18 protein-coding genes are annotated in these 20,044 nt (G+C 44.1%); 12 read left to right on the forward strand and 6 right to left on the reverse strand.

All coding sequences use genetic code 11. From position 1 onward, the window contains the following. Positions 1–38 precede the first annotated feature (38 nt). Both folE and cysS read left to right on the forward strand, forming a co-directional pair. Positions 39–719 carry a GTP cyclohydrolase I FolE gene (folE, locus tag ACPD8L_RS07580; RefSeq protein WP_116218365.1) on the forward strand — a complete coding sequence of 227 codons (681 nt, stop codon included), beginning with the start codon at positions 39–41 and terminating at the stop codon, positions 717–719. Positions 720–733: 14 nt separating this feature from the next. Then, positions 734–2,215, forward strand: coding sequence for a cysteine--tRNA ligase (cysS, locus tag ACPD8L_RS07585; protein WP_421809919.1), 1,482 nt, complete (start codon positions 734–736; stop codon positions 2,213–2,215). 5 nt (positions 2,216–2,220) lie between these two features. Here the strand turns inward: cysS and ACPD8L_RS07590 are convergent, their stop codons facing one another. Then, positions 2,221–3,153, reverse strand: coding sequence for a helix-turn-helix domain-containing protein (locus ACPD8L_RS07590; RefSeq protein WP_293301952.1), 933 nt, complete (start codon positions 3,151–3,153; stop codon positions 2,221–2,223). Positions 3,154–3,337: 184 nt separating this feature from the next. Between ACPD8L_RS07590 and exaC the strand changes: the two genes are divergently transcribed. The 8 genes from exaC to ACPD8L_RS07630 all read left to right on the forward strand — a co-directional run bounded on the left by exaC (position 3,338) and on the right by ACPD8L_RS07630 (position 9,431). Continuing rightward, entirely contained in the window at positions 3,338–4,861 is a 1,524-nt protein-coding gene (gene exaC, locus ACPD8L_RS07595; RefSeq protein ID WP_423942757.1) for an acetaldehyde dehydrogenase ExaC, read from the forward strand. 10 nt (positions 4,862–4,871) lie between these two features. After that, a complete protein-coding gene (locus ACPD8L_RS07600) occupies positions 4,872–5,252 on the forward strand; it encodes a DUF779 domain-containing protein (RefSeq protein WP_116218369.1) in 381 nt (126 codons plus the stop codon). 55 nt (positions 5,253–5,307) lie between these two features. Then, the gene (gene yidD, locus ACPD8L_RS07605) at positions 5,308–5,532 is read left to right on the forward strand and encodes a membrane protein insertion efficiency factor YidD (RefSeq protein WP_181898255.1); all 225 of its coding nucleotides are present in this window, start codon (positions 5,308–5,310) and stop codon (positions 5,530–5,532) included. 124 nt (positions 5,533–5,656) lie between these two features. Further along, entirely contained in the window at positions 5,657–6,625 is a 969-nt protein-coding gene (lgt, locus tag ACPD8L_RS07610; protein WP_116218371.1) for a prolipoprotein diacylglyceryl transferase, read from the forward strand. A 2-nt stretch (positions 6,626–6,627) separates the two neighbouring features. Beyond that, a complete protein-coding gene (locus ACPD8L_RS07615) occupies positions 6,628–7,104 on the forward strand; it encodes a DUF192 domain-containing protein (RefSeq protein ID WP_116218372.1) in 477 nt (158 codons plus the stop codon). Beyond that, positions 7,104–7,628, forward strand: coding sequence for a GNAT family N-acetyltransferase (locus ACPD8L_RS07620; protein WP_423942758.1), 525 nt, complete (start codon positions 7,104–7,106; stop codon positions 7,626–7,628). Before ACPD8L_RS07615 ends, ACPD8L_RS07620 begins: the two co-directional genes overlap by 1 nt. Positions 7,629–7,669: 41 nt before the next feature. Next, the gene (locus tag ACPD8L_RS07625) at positions 7,670–8,929 is read left to right on the forward strand and encodes an ABC transporter ATP-binding protein (RefSeq protein WP_423942759.1); all 1,260 of its coding nucleotides are present in this window, start codon (positions 7,670–7,672) and stop codon (positions 8,927–8,929) included. After that, positions 8,916–9,431, forward strand: a complete 516-nt coding sequence (locus tag ACPD8L_RS07630; protein WP_423942760.1) for a GNAT family N-acetyltransferase — start codon at positions 8,916–8,918, stop codon at positions 9,429–9,431. The genes ACPD8L_RS07625 and ACPD8L_RS07630 overlap by 14 nt, the downstream gene beginning before the upstream one ends. 73 nt (positions 9,432–9,504) lie before the next feature. Here the strand turns inward: ACPD8L_RS07630 and secDF are convergent, their stop codons facing one another. After that, positions 9,505–12,468: a protein translocase subunit SecDF gene (gene secDF, locus ACPD8L_RS07635; protein ID WP_116218376.1), complete on the reverse strand. Its 2,964-nt coding sequence runs from the start codon at positions 12,466–12,468 to the stop codon at positions 9,505–9,507. Between the two features lie 222 nt (positions 12,469–12,690). Further along, the gene (gene mdh, locus ACPD8L_RS07640) at positions 12,691–13,617 is read right to left on the reverse strand and encodes a malate dehydrogenase (protein WP_116218377.1); all 927 of its coding nucleotides are present in this window, start codon (positions 13,615–13,617) and stop codon (positions 12,691–12,693) included. Between the two features lie 250 nt (positions 13,618–13,867). Here mdh and ACPD8L_RS07645 point away from each other — a divergent pair, with 250 nt between their 5' ends. Further along, a complete protein-coding gene (locus ACPD8L_RS07645) occupies positions 13,868–14,239 on the forward strand; it encodes a hypothetical protein (RefSeq protein ID WP_116218378.1) in 372 nt (123 codons plus the stop codon). A gap of 78 nt (positions 14,240–14,317) precedes the next feature. Here ACPD8L_RS07645 and ACPD8L_RS07650 read toward each other — a convergent pair whose 3' ends face one another. The 3 genes from ACPD8L_RS07650 to asnB form a co-directional block, all read right to left on the reverse strand. Continuing rightward, complete coding sequence (locus ACPD8L_RS07650; RefSeq protein WP_116218379.1) at positions 14,318–15,331, reverse strand: DUF6588 family protein; 1,014 nt, start codon at positions 15,329–15,331, stop codon at positions 14,318–14,320. 73 nt (positions 15,332–15,404) lie between these two features. Beyond that, positions 15,405–17,345, reverse strand: a complete 1,941-nt coding sequence (gyrB, locus tag ACPD8L_RS07655) for a DNA topoisomerase (ATP-hydrolyzing) subunit B (RefSeq protein WP_116218380.1) — start codon at positions 17,343–17,345, stop codon at positions 15,405–15,407. Between the two features lie 243 nt (positions 17,346–17,588). Beyond that, entirely contained in the window at positions 17,589–19,259 is a 1,671-nt protein-coding gene (asnB, locus tag ACPD8L_RS07660) for an asparagine synthase B (RefSeq protein ID WP_423942763.1), read from the reverse strand. Positions 19,260–19,500: 241 nt separating this feature from the next. Between asnB and ACPD8L_RS07665 the strand changes: the two genes are divergently transcribed. Then, positions 19,501–20,031: a DUF2911 domain-containing protein gene (locus ACPD8L_RS07665; RefSeq protein WP_116218382.1), complete on the forward strand. Its 531-nt coding sequence runs from the start codon at positions 19,501–19,503 to the stop codon at positions 20,029–20,031. The last annotated feature ends 13 nt before the right edge of the window (positions 20,032–20,044 follow it).

Raw genomic sequence — 20,044 nt, forward strand, 5'->3', positions numbered from 1 at the left:
TCATTAATGTATATCTTTGCTTTCTTGAAGAAACAGCTATGAAAATAGAGCAGGCATTGGAAGAACAGTATGAAGATAGGGGCAACGATCATGTTGGCTCTTCAACCGAGACCCCTATGAGGGAAGATGCTTTTGTATTGAGTGATGAGGAAAAAATTGAACGGATACAGAAAAGTGTACGTGAAATTATGTTGACTCTCGGCCTCGATTTGGATGATGACAGCTTGGCCGGAACACCTAAAAGAGTGGCCAAGATGTACGTTAAGGAAGTTTTTGGTGGATTGCATCCCAAAAGAAAGCCGGAATCCTCCACATTCAAAAACAAATACAAGTACGGCGAAATGTTGGTGGAAAAGAACATTGTGCTGTATTCCACTTGTGAACACCACTTATTGCCCATCGTGGGAAGGGCACACATTGCCTATATTTCCAACGGTACGGTGGTAGGGCTTTCCAAAATGAACCGTATTGTGGACTATTATGCCAAACGGCCCCAAGTACAGGAACGATTGAACATCCAGATCGTGAAAGAGATGCAAAGGGTACTGGGCACCGAAGATGTAGCCTGTGTTATTGATGCAAAACACCTTTGCGTAAATTCAAGGGGAATCCGTGATATTGAAAGCAGCACAGTGACATCTGAATATGGTGGAAAATTCAAAGATGAAGCCGTAAGACGGGAGTTTTTGGATTACATTAACCTGGATACCGACTTTTAATCCTACCTTTTTAAATGCAACTTTTTAAAGATCAAAATCTAAAAGTACACAATTCACTTTCTGGAAAAAAAGAGGTTTTTCAACCCATAAACGAAGGCCATGTGGGCATGTATGTATGTGGCCCAACGGTGTATAGCAATGTACATTTGGGCAATTGCCGCACCTTTATGTCCTTTGATATGATTTTCAGGTACTTTAAACATTTGGGGTATAAAGTTCGCTATGTTCGGAATATTACTGACGCAGGGCATTTGGAAAACGATGCCGATGACGGGGAGGACAAAATTGCCAAAAAAGCCAAGTTGGAGCAGATTGAACCCATGGAAGTGGTACAACGCTACACCGTGGATTTCCATAACACCCTGCAGCAATTCAACCTATTGCCCCCAAGCATAGAGCCCACGGCAACAGGGCACATTATTGAGCAGATAGAGATCATCAAGGAAATCCTGGAAAAAGGATTTGCTTACGAGGTCAATGGTTCCGTGTATTTTGATGTGGTCAAGTTCAACAAAGACCACGAATATGGAAAGTTGAGCGGAAGGAAGTTGGAAGATATGATCGCCAACACCCGTGAGCTTACCGCCCAGGATGAAAAACAAAATCCGCAGGATTTTGCCCTTTGGAAAAAAGCCGAACCGCAGCACATCATGCGCTGGCCTTCACCATGGGGCGATGGTTTCCCAGGCTGGCATTTGGAATGTACTGCCATGAGTACCAAATATTTGGGGGAGACCTTTGATATTCACGGCGGGGGAATGGATTTAAAATTTCCGCACCACGAATGCGAAATTGCGCAGGCCGAGGCCAGCACAGGAAAATCTCCTGTAAAATATTGGCTTCATGCCAATATGCTTACCCTTAACGGAAAGAAAATGTCCAAATCCACGGGCAACAATATTTATCCCTCTGAAATCATAAGTGGTAACAACGACATTTTGAGCAAGGCCTATTCCCCTGCCACAGTACGTTTTTTCATGATGCAGGCCCACTACACCAGTATCTTGGACCTCAGTGATGATGCGCTCCAGGCTTCGGAAAAGGGATACAACCGATTGATGGATGCCCTAAACTGTTTGGAAGGTTTAAAAACGGGCACGTCCTCTAATTTTGATGTGGAAGCATGGAAGCAAAAATGCTACGATGCCATGAACGATGATTTCAACACCCCCATCCTTATTGCACATCTTTTTGATGCCGTAAAACACATCAACCTGATTAAGGAAGGTGACGAAACCATCACTGAAGCGGACAAAGCTTTGCTTGCATCCACTATGAACAGTTTTGTTTATGATGTTCTGGGTATTGAGAACCAATCCATGGGCCAAAATGATTCCAACGCTTTGAACGGTGTCATGGAATTGCTGATTGAACTACGTAATGAAGCCAGGGCCAACAAGGATTTTGCCACTTCGGACAAAATTAGGGATGAATTGACCACCTTGGGCATCCAATTAAAGGATGGAAAGGACGGCACCACGTTCAGCATTAATTAATAGGATCAACCCATAAACTTGGACTGATATTCTCCGGGAGATGCTTTGATTTTTCGTTTGAACAGTCGATTGAAATAGGAACGGTTTTCAAAACCGCACTCCAAGTAGATTTCCTTTATCTTTTTATTGGGGTCCTGCAAAAGCTTTACAGCCATTTTAATCCGTTCACTGTTGATGTATTCGATTGGCGTTACCCCCAATTCCTCTTTAAAGGTCTTATGAAAATGGGATTCGCTCATGCAGGCTTTTTTACTCAGTTCACCCACCGATAGGTTTTCATGCAAATGACTGGAGATATAATCAATGGCATAGGCCAATCGGTTATGACCCGCCAATTTTGAAGCATTTTGTCCAATGGTCTCTCTTCTGCTCCCCTGAAGAATACGAACAATCAGCTCCTGTAACATATTGTCCACAAAGAAATCCTTGGAGGGGTGGTTTTCGGTGAAAAGATAGAGCAACCGCTGGATAATACCATAGATACTGGCATCATTGGTAAAATGGAAATTGTAATCCACAAAGGTCCATTCAGACCCATCATGTTTGGGCATGGTCTCGTTCATGAGCCCAATGACCCTACGTATCTTCTCATCCGATATGGCCATGGCCAAACAGCGGGTAGGGTTATCTTGATCGGCCTCGGGAAAATCTATGCACATCATTTCATTGGAAGGCAAAATCAAGGATTCCCCAGGTAAAAAATCGAATGACTTCTTATCTCGAAGATGCATCACCTTCTTTCCAATGAGCATAGAGGCCAATACAGGCTGGTCAAATTGAAGCAAGACCCGTTCCGCCTGCAGATGCGTTTCAAAAACATGCATGGCGGCATTGTTCAGGGTATAGGAAGTTTGGTTTTCCACCAAATGTTCCAGTTTTCGATCCTTAAAAAATCGTTCGGAAAGCTGCATATCGATACCTACTTCGTAAAATTTCAACCTAATACTTATTAAATATAAAAAATTATGCTGCATTAATTGTTAAAAACACAACCACGAACAGTATTGTTCACTAGAATAATAGAATACGTCAGATGAGCGGGTATCAAATTCAATACTTTTAGAATCAACACATTGGACCTTATGTCCTTCTAAAAATTAATTACAACAAACACCCAGTATTATGAGCAATGTACAAACTACGGAACGTAGCGTTTTGGAAAAACCTACGTTCAAAAACCAGTATGAAAACTATATCGGCGGCAAGTGGACCCCACCTACCAAAGGTGAGTATTTTGACAACATCTCTCCGGTAGATGGACAAGCGTTCACCAAAATTGCACGATCTACGGCCGAGGATATCGAGAAAGCCATTGATGCCGCTTGGGAAGCCGCACCAGAATGGAACAGCTCATCGGCCACCTACCGCAGCAACCTATTGTTGAAGATTGCCGATGCCATGGAAAAGAATCTTGAAGTATTGGCCCGAGCAGAAACCTGGGACAATGGAAAACCGTTAAGGGAAACCCGTGCCGCCGATCTTCCATTGGCCATAGATCATTTCAGGTATTTTGCCGGAGTGATCCGCGCCGAGGAAGGTTCGGTCAGCGAATTGGATTCGAACACGGTCTCCATGAACATTTTGGAACCTTTGGGCGTAGTGGGACAAATTATTCCTTGGAATTTTCCCTTACTAATGGCCGCATGGAAAGTGGCCCCTGCACTGGCCGCCGGGAACTGCGTGGTACTAAAACCTGCAGAACAGACCCCTGTGGGCATTCTGGTATTCATGGAACTGATCGAGGATATCCTTCCTGCCGGGGTACTCAATATTGTCAACGGATTTGGGGTTGAAGCCGGAAAACCCTTGGCCTCCAGTCCGCGTATCAACAAAGTGGCCTTTACCGGTGAAACCACTACAGGGCAATTGATCATGCAGTATGCTTCAAAAAATATCACCCCCGTAACTTTGGAATTGGGTGGCAAATCTCCCAACGTGTTCTTTGAAAGTATCATGGATGCCGATGATGAATTCTTTGACAAATGTCTGGAAGGCGCCGTGATGTTCGCTTTGAACCAAGGAGAAGTCTGTACCTGCCCATCCCGAATGCTGGTTCAGGAAAGCATATTTGACCAGTTCATCGAACGTGTGGTTGAACGTACCAAAGCAGTAAAGTTGGGGCATCCACTCGACCCGGACACCATGATGGGAGCCCAGGCCTCCAACGATCAGTATGAGAAAATCCTCAACTACATCAATATAGGAAAGGAAGAGGGCTGCGAGGTGCTTACCGGCGGTGATGCTGCCTATAACGAAGGACTCGAGGGTGGATACTATATTCAGCCTACCATCTTAAAAGGGAATAACAAAATGCGGGTCTTCCAAGAGGAAATCTTTGGTCCCGTGGTCTGCGTTACCACGTTCAAGGATGAAGCCGAGGCCTTGGAAATAGCCAATGACACCCTCTACGGACTTGGCGCCGGGGTATGGACCCGCGACATGCACCAGGCCTACAAAATCTCAAGGGAAATACAAGCCGGTAGGGTTTGGATAAATTGTTACCACGCCTATCCTGCCCATGCTCCCTTTGGGGGATACAAAAAATCAGGTATTGGTAGGGAAACCCATAAAATGATGCTCAATCATTACCGACAAACCAAAAACATGCTGATTTCCTACGACAAAAGTGCTTTGGGCTTTTTCTAAAACACAGATGATGACAGAACGCGTTTTGGTTTCGGAAGATGCCATGAAAATCATAGACCAGCTAAGGGAAGAACATGGCCAGCTCATGTTCCATCAAAGTGGAGGCTGCTGCGATGGTTCCTCTCCCATGTGCTTTCCAAAAGGGGAGTTGATGCTCAATGAGACCGATGTGTGGTTGGGGGCTATCCATGACTGTGATTTCTACATGAGTAAAGACCAATTTGACTATTGGCAACACACCCAACTTACCGTTGATGTGACCAAGGGGCGTGGTTCCAGCTTTAGTTTGGAAATTCCCTTGGGCATCCGTTTCGTAATCAAATCCCGAATGTTCACGGACCAGGAACGGGAACATTTGACCCCGATTCATTTGGCGTCAGAAGAAGTATGACTCTTGCCCCGGCTTAAGTCGGGGCTTTTTTTTACCTTGCACCTCCTTATCCCCTATAATGAAACGAATTTTGATAGCCCCTTTTGTATTGCTGGTAAGAGCCTATCAACTCCTTATTTCACCCTACCTCCCCGCCACCTGTAGATACTCCCCCACATGCTCGCAATACACCTTGGAAGCCCTAAAGAAGCATGGTCTGTTCAAAGGAGGATGGCTTTCCTTAAAACGAATAGCAAGCTGCAATCCATGGGGCGGTAAAGGATATGACCCTGTACCGTGACTACAACCATAAATTCGCAATGCCTGTAAACTTTTATAAGTCGTAACAGCAACAGGGGTCAAAAATGCAATAATCCAACGGCCCGTCCACTCAAAGTAGTTATATTAGTCCAAAAATTAGTTTGATGTATTTTCTTGGTTTTAATTGGAATCCCGAAGGAACACTGTTCAAAATAGGATTCATTCAGATAAAATATTACAACCTACTTTGGATTGCCGCCTTTGTAGTGGGTTGGTTTATTATGAAAAGGATTTTCGAAAGAGAGAAAAAGTCCATGGAAAAACTGGACTCCCTTTTCATATACACCGTGGTTTCCATTATGTTGGGCGCCCGTTTGGGACATGTCTTTTTTTATGACTGGGCGTATTACAAAAAACACTTGTTGGAAATTCTTTTACCCATTCGGGAGAGTGCGAACAGCACCTTGTTTGGCTTTATAAACGGGTATGAGTTTACAGGTTTTACAGGGCTTGCCAGCCATGGCGCCACCATTGCCGCCATCATTGGGGTATGGCTCTATTGCAGAAAATGGGATGATATAGGGGTGGTATGGTTGTTGGACCGTTTGGTGATTCCCTCTGCCATTGGTGCCTGCTTTGTCCGTATCGGCAACTTTTTCAATTCCGAGATCAATGGAAAGATTGTGGACAAGTCCTTTTTTCTGGCCACTCGATTTATCCGGGATTCCGATGACATGCCCTTACACAAGGCCATCGCCTTGACCCAAGAAAAAACGGAACAGGCCGCATACAATGCCATTGAAAACAACCCTGAATTCATCGATGTTTTGCAATCTATACCCTACAGGCATCCCGCACAGTTGTATGAAGGCATTTGCTACCTATTTGTATTCGTTATCCTGTATCTGCTCTATTGGAAAACGAACAAAGGAAATAAAAGAGGGTTCCTTTTTGGATTGTTCTTGGCACTTTTGTTCTCGGTTCGTTTTGCGGTGGAATTTTTCAAGAAAAGTCAAGGAGGGTTTGAGGAAAACCTAGGACTTTTTTCCACTGGGCAATGGTTAAGCATCCCCTTGATCGTTCTTGGGATTCTTTTCATGTACAAGCCGATACCCTCAACAAGATATCACTGATTATGCGTTACCTGCCCATTGTCTTTTTTTTCCTCATCGTAGTTTCGTGCAAAACGGAGAACAAGAAAGAAATAAAGACTGCTACGATTGAATTCAAAAAAGAGGGAGAACTTTCCATTCTGCAACGTGAAACGGATTCCCTCTTGGTCCATTTTGACATTGAAATTGCCGATACCGACTACGAGACCCAAACCGGCCTCATGTACCGGGAATCCATGGAACAAAATCAAGGAATGCTCTTTATCTTCCCCGATGTGGCCATGCATTATTTTTACATGAAGAACACCGAGATTCCCTTGGACATCATCTATATTGATGATGCTCTAAAAATTGCCAGCTTTCAGAAAAATGCACGACCCAATGATGAAACTAGTCTTTCCTCAGAGGTCCCTATCAAATACGTCTTGGAAGTTAATGCCGGGCTTTCGGACAAGCTGGGACTGCAAGTGGGCGACAGTATTTCCTTTACCAAAAAATAATGTCGAAATATCTCCTGGAAGGTCAAACTACGGAGCGATTGCTCTTTCGCAGTATCCAACCATCGGATTTTGATGATTGGCTGCCGTTTTACCATGAGCCCAAATCGATCCAGTATTGGGACGGTCTTCCCTCAGACCCCGTTGAAGCATGCCAGTTACAATTTGATCGTATTTTTGAACGCTATGAAAATGATTTGGGCGGCATGAACGCCTTGGTCCTTCAAGAAACCGGGCAATTGGTGGGCATCTGCGGCCTACTTGTCCAAACAGTCGACCAGATGGAGGAACTGGAAATAGGCTATTCCGTATTGCCCCAGTTTTGGCAACAGGGTTTTGCCATTGAAGCGGCCCAAAAATGTAAGGAATTTGCTTTTGAACATCATTTTGCCGATTCCTTGATTTCCATCATCCATGTAGACAATGTTCCTTCACAAAAAGTGGCCTTAAAAAATGGCATGCATTTACAAAAGACCACTTCCTACAAAAACAATCCAGTACATATTTTTAGGGTAGATCGGGCATAATCTCTAATTTCATGCCTTGAATATAGATTTTCCTCCAAAGCATGCAAAGCACCAGAAATTTTGCCGTTTTAATCAATAATGCCTCCAACACATCCAGCTTGATCCACAATCTATTGCATCAAGTTTTTGTGGAAGGTTTTGAAGAGTTGACCCAAAAAAAAGGAGCATTGTTTTCACGAAAGGAGATAGAACGGTTCATGGACGAAGAAGAACGGCACGATCTCAAAATCTTGACCCATTCCACTCATCAGTCTTTAAAATCCATGAGCAGTGGGGAGCAAAAAAAGGCACTGCTTAACCACTTAATGGATCAAAACACTGATTTTCTCGTTTTGGTGAATCCATTTGATAATTTGGACTCGGCTACGCAAACCTATTTAAAGGAAGAATTTTGCACTATTGGGACAACTAAAATATTGGTTCAACTGGTAAGCCGGTCGGAGGACATCCTACCTATTACCACGGACTTTTTTAAGCTTGTAGGAAATACCTTAGTTCAGTACACCTCCAAAGAATCCTTTTGGGAAGCCAATCAACAGAATACCACATCATTTTCCGGGTCAATCCCCCCTCCTTTGGACCCCATCCCCCTTGACGATTTGGACCTGGTTCATTTTGATGGCGTATCGGTCAGTTTTGACGGCCGAAAAGTCCTGGATACCATCCAATGGAAAGTAAAACAGGGAGAGTTTTGGCAACTGATAGGCCCCAACGGCAGTGGAAAAACCACACTTTTATCCATGATTACCGGAGACAGCCACAAAGGGTACGGGGAAAAACTTTCGCTTTTTGGCAAGAGAAAAGGCAGTGGGGAGAGTGTCTGGGACCTCAAAAAAAAGATTGGTTATTACACTCCGGCCATGACCGACAAATTTGGAGGGTACCACACCCTGGAACATATGGTCATCTCAGGACTTCACGATTCCATTGGACTATATGTGCTGCCCACACAGACCGAAAAACTATTGGCCCGCGAATGGCTTAAGGTTTTGAATCTGTACGACAAAAGAGACCAACTATTTCGAGAGCTTTCTGCAGGGAACAAACGGTTGGTCATGACTGCCCGCGCCATGATCAAACACCCTCCACTTCTTATTTTGGATGAACCCACTGCCGGACTGGACGATGCCGGTGCGGCCCTTTTCGTGGCATTGGTCAATAAAATTGCCCAAGAAAGCCATACCACTATTATTTTTGTTTCACATAGAACCGAAGCCGGGTTGAATCCCCAATTCAACTATGTACTGAATATGAAACCCACAGGTTCGGTTGGAAAGGTAATCCATTATGAAAATCCGTAGAGCTACCGAGGCAGACGCCACCAGTATTGCCCTTTTGGGCAGATTTACCTTTACCGAGACCTTTGGTCATCTCTTTAAGGACAAGACCGATTTGTTGGACTATTACAATCGAACCTTTGCCGTGGAAAAGCTGGCCAAGAGTTTGCAAAAAAATAGCAATACTTATTGGCTGGCCCATATTAATGGACTTCCAGTGGGATATGCAAAACTCAAACTGCATTCCCCTTCCCCTTTTATTGATTCCAAAAATGTGTGCCAACTCCAAAAGATATATGTCCTCAAGGATTTTCTATCCCAAAAAGTAGGTTTGGCCCTCCAGACCGAACTCCTACAAAAAGCCCAATCGGATGGTTTTGAACACATCTGGCTTTCTGTGCTCAAGGAAAATAAAAGAGCCATTGCATTTTATGAAAAGAATGGTTTTTCATTCCTTGGAAGCCACTCTTTTCAAATTGGGGCCGAGCATTTTGAGTTTCATGCCATGGGTAAAAAACTCCTCTAAGCAAAGTATAACCCATACAAAAAATAAAAGCCGCTCAATGAGCGGCTTTTATTCATATAATCTAAAACTTAATCTATGCTGTCACTCCAGCAATTTTCTTCTTCAAAGAATCGAACATCACAGGTGTTGCGATGAACACGGATGAGTAGGTACCTACAATCACACCAATGATCATGGCGAACATGAATCCTCTTAAACTCTCCCCTCCAAATATGAAGATGGCCAATAATACAATCAGCGTGGTCAAGGATGTATTCAATGTACGGCTCAAAGTACTGTTCAAAGCCTCGTTGATATTCTCACCAGCTTTCCAACCTTTAAGGCCCACTATTTCCCGGATTCGGTCAAATACCACCACGGTATCGTTCAACGAGTAACCGATTACCGTAAGAATGGCCGCAATAAACGCTTGGTCGATTTCCATGTTAAAAGGCATCACGCTACCGGTTAGTGAGAAGATTCCCAATACGATCACCACATCGTGGAACACCGCTACAACGGCACCCAATGAGAACTGCCATTTTCTAAATCGCAATAGGATATAAAGGAATACTACCGCCAATGATCCCAGAATGGCCAAGAAGGCGTTTTTCTTGATATCATCCGCTATGGTAGGTCCTACTTTTACCGACTGCAAGATTCCTATGGATTTTTCAGATGCCCCTACGGTAAAGTCTTCAAAGGAAGTACCATCGGGCAAGTATTTTTGAAGTGTGGTGTAAAGCATGTCCTGAATCTCGCTATCAACTTCCACACCTTCCTCATCCACTTTATATGGAGTGGTCACCTTAATCTGGTTGGCATCCCCAAAAGTTTTCACATTGGTTCCGCTACCAAATACCTCATTCAATTCTGAAGCAATTTCTGAAGGGTTCACCGCTTTCTCAAAACGAATCTGATAGGAGCGTCCCCCGATGAAATCAACCCCTTGCTGAAGTCCATTGGTGAATAGGGAAAATGTACTTACCACCAACAAAATTCCAGAAATAATGTAGGCTATCTTTCTTTTGGACAAGAAATCAATATGCAGATTGCTGAACAAGTTCTTGGTAATCGCTGTGGAGAAATCCAAACGTCTACCTTTTTTGGCCGTATAGGCCTCAATCATCAATCGAGTTACAAAAATGGCCGTGAACAAAGATGTTACGATACCTATCAATAAGGTAGTGGCAAATCCTTTAATGGGTCCTGAACCAAAAACGAAAAGAATGATCGCGGTCAACCCAGTGGTAATGTTCGCATCCAAAATAGAGGACAATGCATTTCCAAAACCATCAGCAATGGCTTGGGCCTTTCCTTTCCCTCGGACCAACTCTTCTTTTATCCTTTCAAAAATAAGCACGTTGGCATCCACTGACATACCAATGGTCAACACGATACCTGCTATACCGGGAAGGGTCAATACCGCTCCCAAACTTGTCAATACCCCAAAAATCAACAGAATGTTGAATATTAGGGCTATGTCTGCAAAGACACCTGCTCTTCCGTAGTAGAAAATCATCCATACCAACACGAAGGCCATGGCTATCATAAACGACATAAAACCACTGTCAATGGCCTCTTGCCCCAATGATGGTCCAACCACCTCGGATTGGATAATCTCGGCAGATGCAGGAAGTTTACCCGCACGCAATACATTGGCAATATCCTTGGTCTCGTTTACGGTAAAGGTTCCCGTGATCTCAGAACGTCCACCTGAAATGGGTCCTGTGGAAACTCCGGGAGCTGTATATACTTTATTGTCCAAAACAATGGCGATACCGGTTTGGTTACCATAGGCATCCCCAGTAAGTTTCTCCCATTCCTTGGCACCGCGAGTGTTCATGGTCATGTTCACCGCAGGCTTGTTATATTGGTCAAAAGTGTCCTGAGCGTCAGAAACTACATCACCACTGATTCTTGGAACCCCGTCCCTATTGGATTTAAGGGCATATAATTCCACTACTTCAGCATCTTGGGCCGGTCTCTCCCAAAGAAACTTGACAAACTGAATGTCGTTAGGCACCAATCTTTTGATCTGGGGCATTCTTAAATACCCACCGATTTCCGCCGTATCCGATACCAAAGCCCTTGCTATGGCATGGCTTCCTGGGTTGGCAGGAATCAATTTGCCCAACAATGGATTCGTCTGCGGAGTCATATCCAAAGAATCTTGGGCCACATCGGACAATAAGGAATCTATTTCGGATTCTGGCTTGGCAATGACTTCCTCAACCACTTCTGGCTCCAAAATCTCTTTCAATCTTTCATTGGCACTTACCAAGAAGGCCCCCAAACTTTGGTTTCCTTGCTCGTAGGTTTCCCAAAATTCCAACTGGGCGGTACTGGACAGCAATTCCTGTGCACGGGCAATATCCCTTGCGCCTGGAAGTTCGACCAAAATACGGCCAGAGTTTCCTTCACGCTGAATGTTTGGTTGAGTTACCCCAAAACCATCGATACGCTCACGGAGTACCTCAAATGCAGAAACAATGGACTCATCAATCTTTCTTCTGATGATAGGTTTTACCTCATCATCGGTCATTTGAAAATTGATATCATCACTAAGGCCCTTATTGGCAAAAATATCCGGAGAGGCCAGTTTGGTATCTCCCTTGATATTGTCAAAAGCTTCAAAAAACAGCTCCAAATAGGTAGCATCGCTATTTTTGGAGGCATTATCGGCATCTGCCAATGCTTTGTTGAAAACCGGGTTTTTGGTATTGTTGGCCAAACCTTTCAAGATGTCCTTTACGGAAATCTGCAGGGTAACGTTGATCCCTCCTTTAAGGTCCAACCCCTTGTTCAGCTCCTTTTTCTTGGCATCATCATAGCTGGTAAAGCCCAAAACAGTGTTGTCACTGATGGAATCCAAATACGATGCCTCTAAAGCTTCACGCTTGGCGACATAATCTTCCTCAGCTTCCGAAATTTGGCTAACAGCGTAAGTCTCAGCATCCTTTTCCAACTTACTTGTAATAAAAGTAAAGGATAACTGATAGATACTCACCAAGCCAAAAAGGATCGCGAAAAGCCTTATAAGTCCTTTATTCTGCATGGATTATTAAATTTTTAGAAGTTTTCTTAAACAGCGTGCAAATATATCATTTCCGATAAGATTTGCCAATAGAAATTGATGTAATTGCAATTCTACTTTACGGTTACGCCATAAAAACAAAAAATGTCATTTTGAACCAGAGGCGAAATCCTAGAATCATTTCCGGGAAATCCACCGCTTTTTTGGCTCAAAATGACACTTTATATGGTATCCTGACCTAAATTACAGTTGAAGCAGTCCGTTGGTTTTTTTAACCCCGGCAGCACTTTCCTGCATCTTGGCCTTTTCGGCATCGCTAAGCTCTATCTCAACGATTTTCTCAATCCCGTTTTTACCCAACAACACGGGAACTCCTATACAGATATCGTCCAATCCGTACTCTCCTTCCAAAAATGTGGAACATGGGTACATTTTCTTTTGGTCGCAAGCAATGGCCTGTACCAGTCCGGAAACTGCAGCTCCGGGGGCATACCAAGCACTGGTTCCCAATAGCTTGGTCAACGTGGCGCCACCAACTTTGGTCTCTTCCACGACCCACTGCATTTTATCTTCGGAAAGGAATTCCGAAACTTTTACACTATTACGTGTGGCATGTTCAATTAGGGGCACCATACCCACGTCACTGTGGCCACCGATTACCATTCCATCCACATCAGAGATGGGTGCTTCAAGCGCTTCTGCCAATCTGTACTTGAAACGGGCACTGTCCAAAGCACCACCCATACCAATGATCCTGTTCTTGGGAAGACCTGTAGCCTTGTGCACCAAATAGGTCATGGTATCCATAGGGTTACTCACCACAATGATGATGGTATTTGGGGAATGCTCCAAAAGGTTGGTAGCCACAGTCTTTACAATTCCTGCATTGATTCCTATAAGTTCTTCCCGTGTCATTCCCGGTTTACGTGGAATTCCAGAGGTGATTACCGCAATATCGCTACCCGCTGTCTTGGAATAATCATTGGTGGTCCCGGTAATCTTGGTATCGAAACCATTCAAGGACGCTGTTTGCATCAAATCCATGGCCTTTCCTTCGGCATATCCTTCCTTGATGTCCAACAAAACAACTTCTGATGCAAAATTTTTCATTGCAATATACTCCGCACAGCTTGCTCCAACTGCGCCTGCTCCAACTACGGTAACTTTCATGTTTATAGGTTTAAATTTTAATCGCTCAAAAATAAGGCATTTAGCCCAGAAAAAAACTGACTTTCACCAGTTTTAGTGCTTCAAATCTTGACACATAACACAAATGGACAAAATCCATTGAATTGTTAACAAAATATGCAGTTCATCGAAGATATGGTCCAAATTGGATGTAAGCCCCATCCCTCACGCAATACTTTCCTACAAATTAACGTTCTCATAGTCCCAAAATCTGTTTTAACCTACTTGACCTATGAAGAAGCTCTTCTCATTGCTGTCCATAATAGGCCTTGTTGCCATAAGCAACTGTAGCCGAATCCCAGAGAACAATGACCCTATTTTGGGCATCTGGGCCAAAACACAAACCTCATCCATTGAGGGAAAAAGTTCCAACACCACCCGCGAAGAATGGATTTTCAATGATGTTTACCTAGGAAGATACCAAAGCTATTCCAATTCCAAACTGGTTTTTTATACCGATTTTAAGTGGTCCGAAGAAAACGGCACCTACACCATAATTTACGGTGACCCACAGGTTACCGATATCACGGTCAATTTAGAACATGCAAGCGACCCTGAGATTTTAACCCTGGAAAATGGTTCGGTCTTTGCCACCAGGGATTAACTGGCAAGACTACCTATATGAGAATAAAAGGCCCCAACTTTGTTGGGGCCTTTTTAATGGTCGGTTATATTTTCTGTCTTACCTAAATCCAAAGTTTACACCAAAGGTAAAGGTGTTGAATTCCCCTATGTTGTAATCAGCATTGAGTCGAAAAAACCCCAGCTTCAGTTTGGTGCCGACATTGGCCACTACTCCGCTAACTTTATTACTGATTTTGAACGGGTCTTCGTAAGTGGTCTGAAAAGGTCCAGACTGCACCTGATAAGTTCCCAGAACGTCGGTATCGGATTTTCCGGTGATGTATCCCAATCCGCCATAGAAATTGATCACTGGCAAACGTGTGGACGCCACAGCACTGAAATTCCATGAGCTGAACTTGGCATCGATACGTTGGTTTTCCCCATCAATGACATCGGTATCGGTAAAATCGTATTCCCCGCTCAGATTGGTATACCCGATTACCGCGGAAATGGCAACGGGAAGTATCTTATCGGCTGGAAGGTGCTTGGTAAAATCGTGCTGTATCCCGAATCCGAAGAGACCGATCTTCACATCATCCGTATTGATTTTAGGCAAAAACCGCGCTTTCACTTCGGTTCCCTTAATGAGCCCCACACTGGCCTGAATATACCCTGAAGGCACAAAATTAAGATTTTCAGAAGCCAAACCGGACGGCAATTCAAAGTCCACACGCTCGGTAACACCCGGGGCTATCTCTGCTTCCACATAGACTCCTACACCTTCAATGTCCCCTAAAGCAGTGGACACCAATTTGGAGGTACTGCCATCTTCAAACTGGAGATTTTCATAATCGTTCGTATCCAGGGTGAACGCTTTTTTATTGTCTTTGTTCTTGAATCCCGTAAGGTTTCCTACAATGGAAATCTCAAAACCGCCCAAGGGCTTCGCATCGGCGGTATTGTACCATCCATTGGAAATGCTGTAAACCCCGGCTTCGGTAACCGGATTCAACCATGCCGTGGTAAACCGTTCAGCATCATCAAGACCTGCGGCCAGAATGTCGTTAAGATTGGATTGGGCCATTGCCAAGGAAAAATTGCACAATGTCACCAAAAGAATTATTTTTTTCATTTTGTAAAATTTTTACCTAAAACTAAAAAACTCGCCTTTGAGGGGCGAGTTTTTGTTGTGAAACAGCTGATATCTATGCGTCTATGTTGGCATAAACAGCATTTTTCTCTATAAATTCCCTCCTCGGAGGCACCTCATCACCCATCAGCATGGAGAAAATTCGGTCAGATTCCGTGGCGTTGTCTATAGTTACTTGGCGCAAGGTCCTAAATTCAGGATTCATGGTGGTATCCCATAATTGTTCGGCATTCATCTCACCAAGACCCTTGTAACGTTGGATGCTGGCCCCACCGTTCATGGACTCAATGATTTCATCCCTTTCCCTGTCATTCCAAGCATAGCGTCTTTTGGCTCCTTTTTTCACCAAATACAATGGCGGAGTGGCAATATAAACGTGTCCGTTCTCGATCAACTCACGCATGTATCGGAAGAAAAACGTAAGAATCAAGGTTTCAATGTGGCTACCATCCACATCCGCATCACACATGATCACAACTTTATGGTAGCGCAATTTGTCCAAGTTCAACGCCTTGCTATCTTCTTCGGTACCGATGGTTACCCCAAGGGCGGTATAAATATTCTTGATTTCCTCATTTTCGAAGACCTTGTGTTGCATGGCTTTTTCAACATTCAGGATTTTACCCCGAAGCGGCAGGATGGCCTGAAAGTTCCTATCCCTACCTTGTTTGGCCGTACCTCCCGCGGAATCTCCCTCCACCAAGAACACTTCGCACTTGGTAGGATCCTGTTCCGAGCAATCTGAAAGTTTTCCAGGCAACCCCCCCACACTCATGGGGTTTTTGCGCTGTACCAACTCACGGGCCTTGGCAGCCGCATGCCTTGCCTGCGCGGCCAGCTTTACTTTCTCTACAATCTGTTTGGCATCTTCAGGATGCTCTTCCAGATAATCGGTCAACATTTCAGAAACGGCCTGACTAACGGCACTGGTTACCTCACGGTTACCCAGTTTGGTCTTGGTCTGACCTTCAAATTGGGGTTCTGCTACCTTTACGGACACAATGGCCGTAAGTCCTTCCCTAAAATCGTCCCCGGATATTTCAAACTTCAATTTGTCCAACATACCGGAATTATCGGCATATTTCTTTAGTGTGGTGGTAAGACCCCTTCTAAAACCGGACAAGTGCGTACCTCCTTCGTGGGTATTGATGTTGTTCACATAGGAATGCAGGTTCTCGGTATATCCTGTATTGTAGACCATGGCCACTTCAACAGGAATGCCATTTTTCTCTCCTTCCATGGAGATGACACTTTGAATCAATGGTTCACGGTTGCCATCCAAGAATTTGATGAATTCCTTCAATCCTTCTTCGGAATGGAAGGTTTCGGAAATAAACTCTCCTTTATCGTCCTTATTCCGTTTATCCGTCAATGTAATGGTGATGCCCTTGTTCAGATAGGCCAGTTCACGCATTCTATTGGATAGGGTCTCGTAGCTATACTCCGTGGTTTGGGAGAAAATGGTATCATCTGGCACAAAAGTGACGATGGTACCGGTTTCATTGCTATCCCCAACACTTTTGACCGGGTACAGTGTTTTTCCCCTTTCATATTCCTGTTCCCAAATCTTACCTTCACGGTAGACGGTTGCCTTTAAATGTTTTGAAAGTGCGTTCACACAGGATACCCCGACCCCGTGAAGACCCCCGGATACCTTGTACGAGTCCTTGTCGAACTTACCCCCGGCACCGATCTTGGTCATAACCACTTCCAAGGCAGAAACACCTTCTTTTTTATGCAAGCCCACAGGGATACCCCTACCGTTGTCCTTGGTAGTGATGGAATTGTCCTCGTTGATGATCACATCAATGGTATCACAATATCCAGCCATGGCCTCATCGATGGAGTTGTCCACTACTTCATATACCAAATGGTGCAACCCTCTGACCCCTACATCGCCAATATACATGGAAGGTCTCATACGTACGTGCTCCATGCCCTCAAGAGCCTGGATACTATCCGCCGAGTACTGTTTTTTATTTGCTTCTTCGCTCATATATTCTTGTGTTTGCCTTCAAATTTTCAAATCCTACAAATATAAGTAATACCCCCATGAAATAGGCCCTAGAAGCCCCCTGAACCCCCTAAGTTATCAACAAAAAAATGTGGAAAACCAACAACTTCCCGCTCTGGGCATCCAAAGCGTAACAAAAACAAAAAGCCCCTTCTCCAAGGGGCTTTTCCGACTAATTGAAAATGAAACAAAACAACATCTTCCTTCTACATAATCTTAAAATTCTTATTTAATATAGGCATCCGTGTGTACATTGGCCACAGCTCTACCTGATGGATCGTTCATGTTCTTGAAGGCTTCGTCCCACTCCAGTGCAATCTTGGTGCTACAGGCCACTGATGGTTCTTGTGGCACACTCAACGCTGCCGCATCGGAAGGGAAGTGACTTTCAAAAATGGAACGGTAATAGTATTCTTCCTTGGACGTTGGGGTCTGGATAGGGAACTTAAAGTGGGCGTTGGCCAATTGCTCATCGCTCACCTCTTCCTGCACCAAACTCTTCAACGTATCTATCCAGCTATATCCCACACCATCTGAAAACTGCTCTTTTTGTCTCCAAGCCACACTTTCGGGCAAGTAGGATTCAAATGCTTTACGCACTACCCACTTCTCCATACGCTCTCCATTGATCATCTTATCCTTTGGGTTGATTCGCATGGCCACATCCATGAACTCCTTGTCCAAAAACGGAACCCTGCCCTCTATACCCCATGCCGCCAAGGATTTGTTGGCACGAAGACAATCGTACATGTGGAGCTTATCCAATTTTCGTACGGTCTCTTCATGGAAATCCTTTGGACTTGGCGCCTTGTGGAAATATAGGTATCCTCCAAAAAGCTCATCGGCACCTTCTCCCGAAAGGACCATTTTTATCCCCATGGACTTAATGACCCTGGCCATAAGGTACATGGGCGTGGAAGCCCTGATCGTGGTAATGTCGTAGGTTTCCAGGTTATAGATCACATCCTTGATGGCATCCAAGCCTTCTTGAATGGTGAATTTTATCTCGTGATGTACGGTCCCAATATGATCGGCCACTTTTTGTGCGGCGGCTAAATCCGGCGAACCTTCCAAGCCTACCGAAAAGGAGTGCAACTGGGGCCACCATGCATCGGCAGTATCCCCGGACTCAATACGTTTTTGGGAATATCTTTTGGCAATGGCCGAGGTAACCGAGGAATCCAATCCCCCGGACAACAGAACCCCGTAGGGCACATCGGACATCAACTGACGATGCACGGCGTCTTCCAAAGCTTTTTTCACTTCTTCAATACTGGTCTCGTTTTCCTTGACGGCCTCGTACTCCATCCAATCCCTCTTGTACCATCTTTTAAACTCCCCATCCGAACTGTGCATATAATGTCCGGGAGGAAAAAGTTCTATTTTGGAACAGGTTCCCTCCAAGGCTTTCAATTCCGAAGCCACATAAAAGGTCCCGTTCTTGTCCCATCCAATATATAGGGGAATGATTCCCATGTGATCTCTGGCGATGAAATATTCATCTTTCTCACTATCATAGATGGCAAAGCCAAAAATGCCGTTCATTTCATCAATGAAGTCCATTCCTTTTTTCTGATAGAGTGCCAAAATCACCTCACAGTCGGACTGCGTCTTGAACTCGTACTCCCCTTCAAACTGCTTTCTGAGTTCCCTGTGATTATATATTTCACCATTGGCAGCCAAAACCAGCTTGCCATCGGCACTGAATAAAGGCTGTTTTCCTGAAGCCGGATCTACAATGGCCAATCGCTCATGGGCCAAAATAGCTTTGTCATCTGCATAAATTCCACTCCAATCCGGACCTCTGTGCCTTATCTTTTTTGACATCTCCAGTAATTGTGGTCTAAGTACCTCTGTACTTTCCTTCACATCAAATGCGCATACAATTCCACACATAAATCGAGTATTAGTAACAATTTCTATGCAAATATGACCCTATATGTTTTTAAATAAAACAAATAATACATTTTTAATTTCATTATAACATATTTATATGGATTTATAAAACGTATTGAAAGTATAAAATGTGTTTTCATTAAAATATTGAACACTTTGTAAGGTTCATAAATTTTAACGTCTCTTTATTAAAACAGCATCTTTTTACATCCTAGTTTTGAAAACAACTAAAATCGCAATCATGAAAAATGTATTCTTATTTACTTTTTTAACCTTGGCGTTGGTCTTTACTTCTGAGCTAACGGCACAGAACTTCAGCGGATTGGACAAAAGTCCGGCCGATATTGCCACCTACCCTACCAGCTATAGGGAATCCGACAAAGCCATAAAAGTTATTTACAGCCGTCCACAATTGAAAGGACGTAGCATTTCAGAGCTTGCCCCGGCCGGAAAGGTATGGCGGACCGGAGCCAATGAATGCACGGAAATCATTCTGTATAAGGACGCCAACATTGGTGGAAAAGCCGTTAAAGCGGGCACTTATTCACTTTTCACTATTCCCGGTGACAACGAATGGACAGTTATCCTAAACAGTAATTTGAACCAATGGGGCGCTTACTCGTATGATAGTGCCGCCGATGTTGCAAGGGTTACGGCAAAGGCCGGTACCGATGATGAGGAGTTGGAGGCATTTTCCATCACCTTTGAAGATGAAGGTGATATGGTCTTAGGATGGGGAACCACCCGTGTTTTCCTACCCATCAGTTTCTAAAATTTATTGCTAT

This window comes from Flagellimonas algicida, from assembly GCF_049629585.1.
GTDB lineage: Bacteria > Bacteroidota > Bacteroidia > Flavobacteriales > Flavobacteriaceae > Flagellimonas.

Excerpts from the sequence above, each read along its gene's own strand:
- ACPD8L_RS07665 (WP_116218382.1), top strand. The coding sequence starts at position 19,501 with ATGAAAAATGTATTCTTATTTACTTTTTTAACCTTGGCGTTGGTCTTT.
- ACPD8L_RS07620 (WP_423942758.1), top strand. The coding sequence starts at position 7,104 with ATGTCGAAATATCTCCTGGAAGGTCAAACTACGGAGCGATTGCTCTTT.
- ACPD8L_RS07615 (WP_116218372.1), top strand. The coding sequence starts at position 6,628 with ATGCGTTACCTGCCCATTGTCTTTTTTTTCCTCATCGTAGTTTCGTGC.
- ACPD8L_RS07600 (WP_116218369.1), top strand. The coding sequence starts at position 4,872 with ATGACAGAACGCGTTTTGGTTTCGGAAGATGCCATGAAAATCATAGAC.
- lgt (WP_116218371.1), top strand. The coding sequence starts at position 5,657 with ATGTATTTTCTTGGTTTTAATTGGAATCCCGAAGGAACACTGTTCAAA.
- ACPD8L_RS07650 (WP_116218379.1), bottom strand. The coding sequence starts at position 15,331 with ATGAAAAAAATAATTCTTTTGGTGACATTGTGCAATTTTTCCTTGGCA.
- ACPD8L_RS07625 (WP_423942759.1), top strand. The coding sequence starts at position 7,670 with ATGCAAAGCACCAGAAATTTTGCCGTTTTAATCAATAATGCCTCCAAC.
- mdh (WP_116218377.1), bottom strand. The coding sequence starts at position 13,617 with ATGAAAGTTACCGTAGTTGGAGCAGGCGCAGTTGGAGCAAGCTGTGCG.
- ACPD8L_RS07630 (WP_423942760.1), top strand. The coding sequence starts at position 8,916 with ATGAAAATCCGTAGAGCTACCGAGGCAGACGCCACCAGTATTGCCCTT.
- cysS (WP_421809919.1), top strand. The coding sequence starts at position 734 with ATGCAACTTTTTAAAGATCAAAATCTAAAAGTACACAATTCACTTTCT.
- gyrB (WP_116218380.1), bottom strand. The coding sequence starts at position 17,345 with ATGAGCGAAGAAGCAAATAAAAAACAGTACTCGGCGGATAGTATCCAG.
- folE (WP_116218365.1), top strand. The coding sequence starts at position 39 with ATGAAAATAGAGCAGGCATTGGAAGAACAGTATGAAGATAGGGGCAAC.
- asnB (WP_423942763.1), bottom strand. The coding sequence starts at position 19,259 with ATGTGTGGAATTGTATGCGCATTTGATGTGAAGGAAAGTACAGAGGTA.
- exaC (WP_423942757.1), top strand. The coding sequence starts at position 3,338 with ATGAGCAATGTACAAACTACGGAACGTAGCGTTTTGGAAAAACCTACG.
- ACPD8L_RS07645 (WP_116218378.1), top strand. The coding sequence starts at position 13,868 with ATGAAGAAGCTCTTCTCATTGCTGTCCATAATAGGCCTTGTTGCCATA.
- secDF (WP_116218376.1), bottom strand. The coding sequence starts at position 12,468 with ATGCAGAATAAAGGACTTATAAGGCTTTTCGCGATCCTTTTTGGCTTG.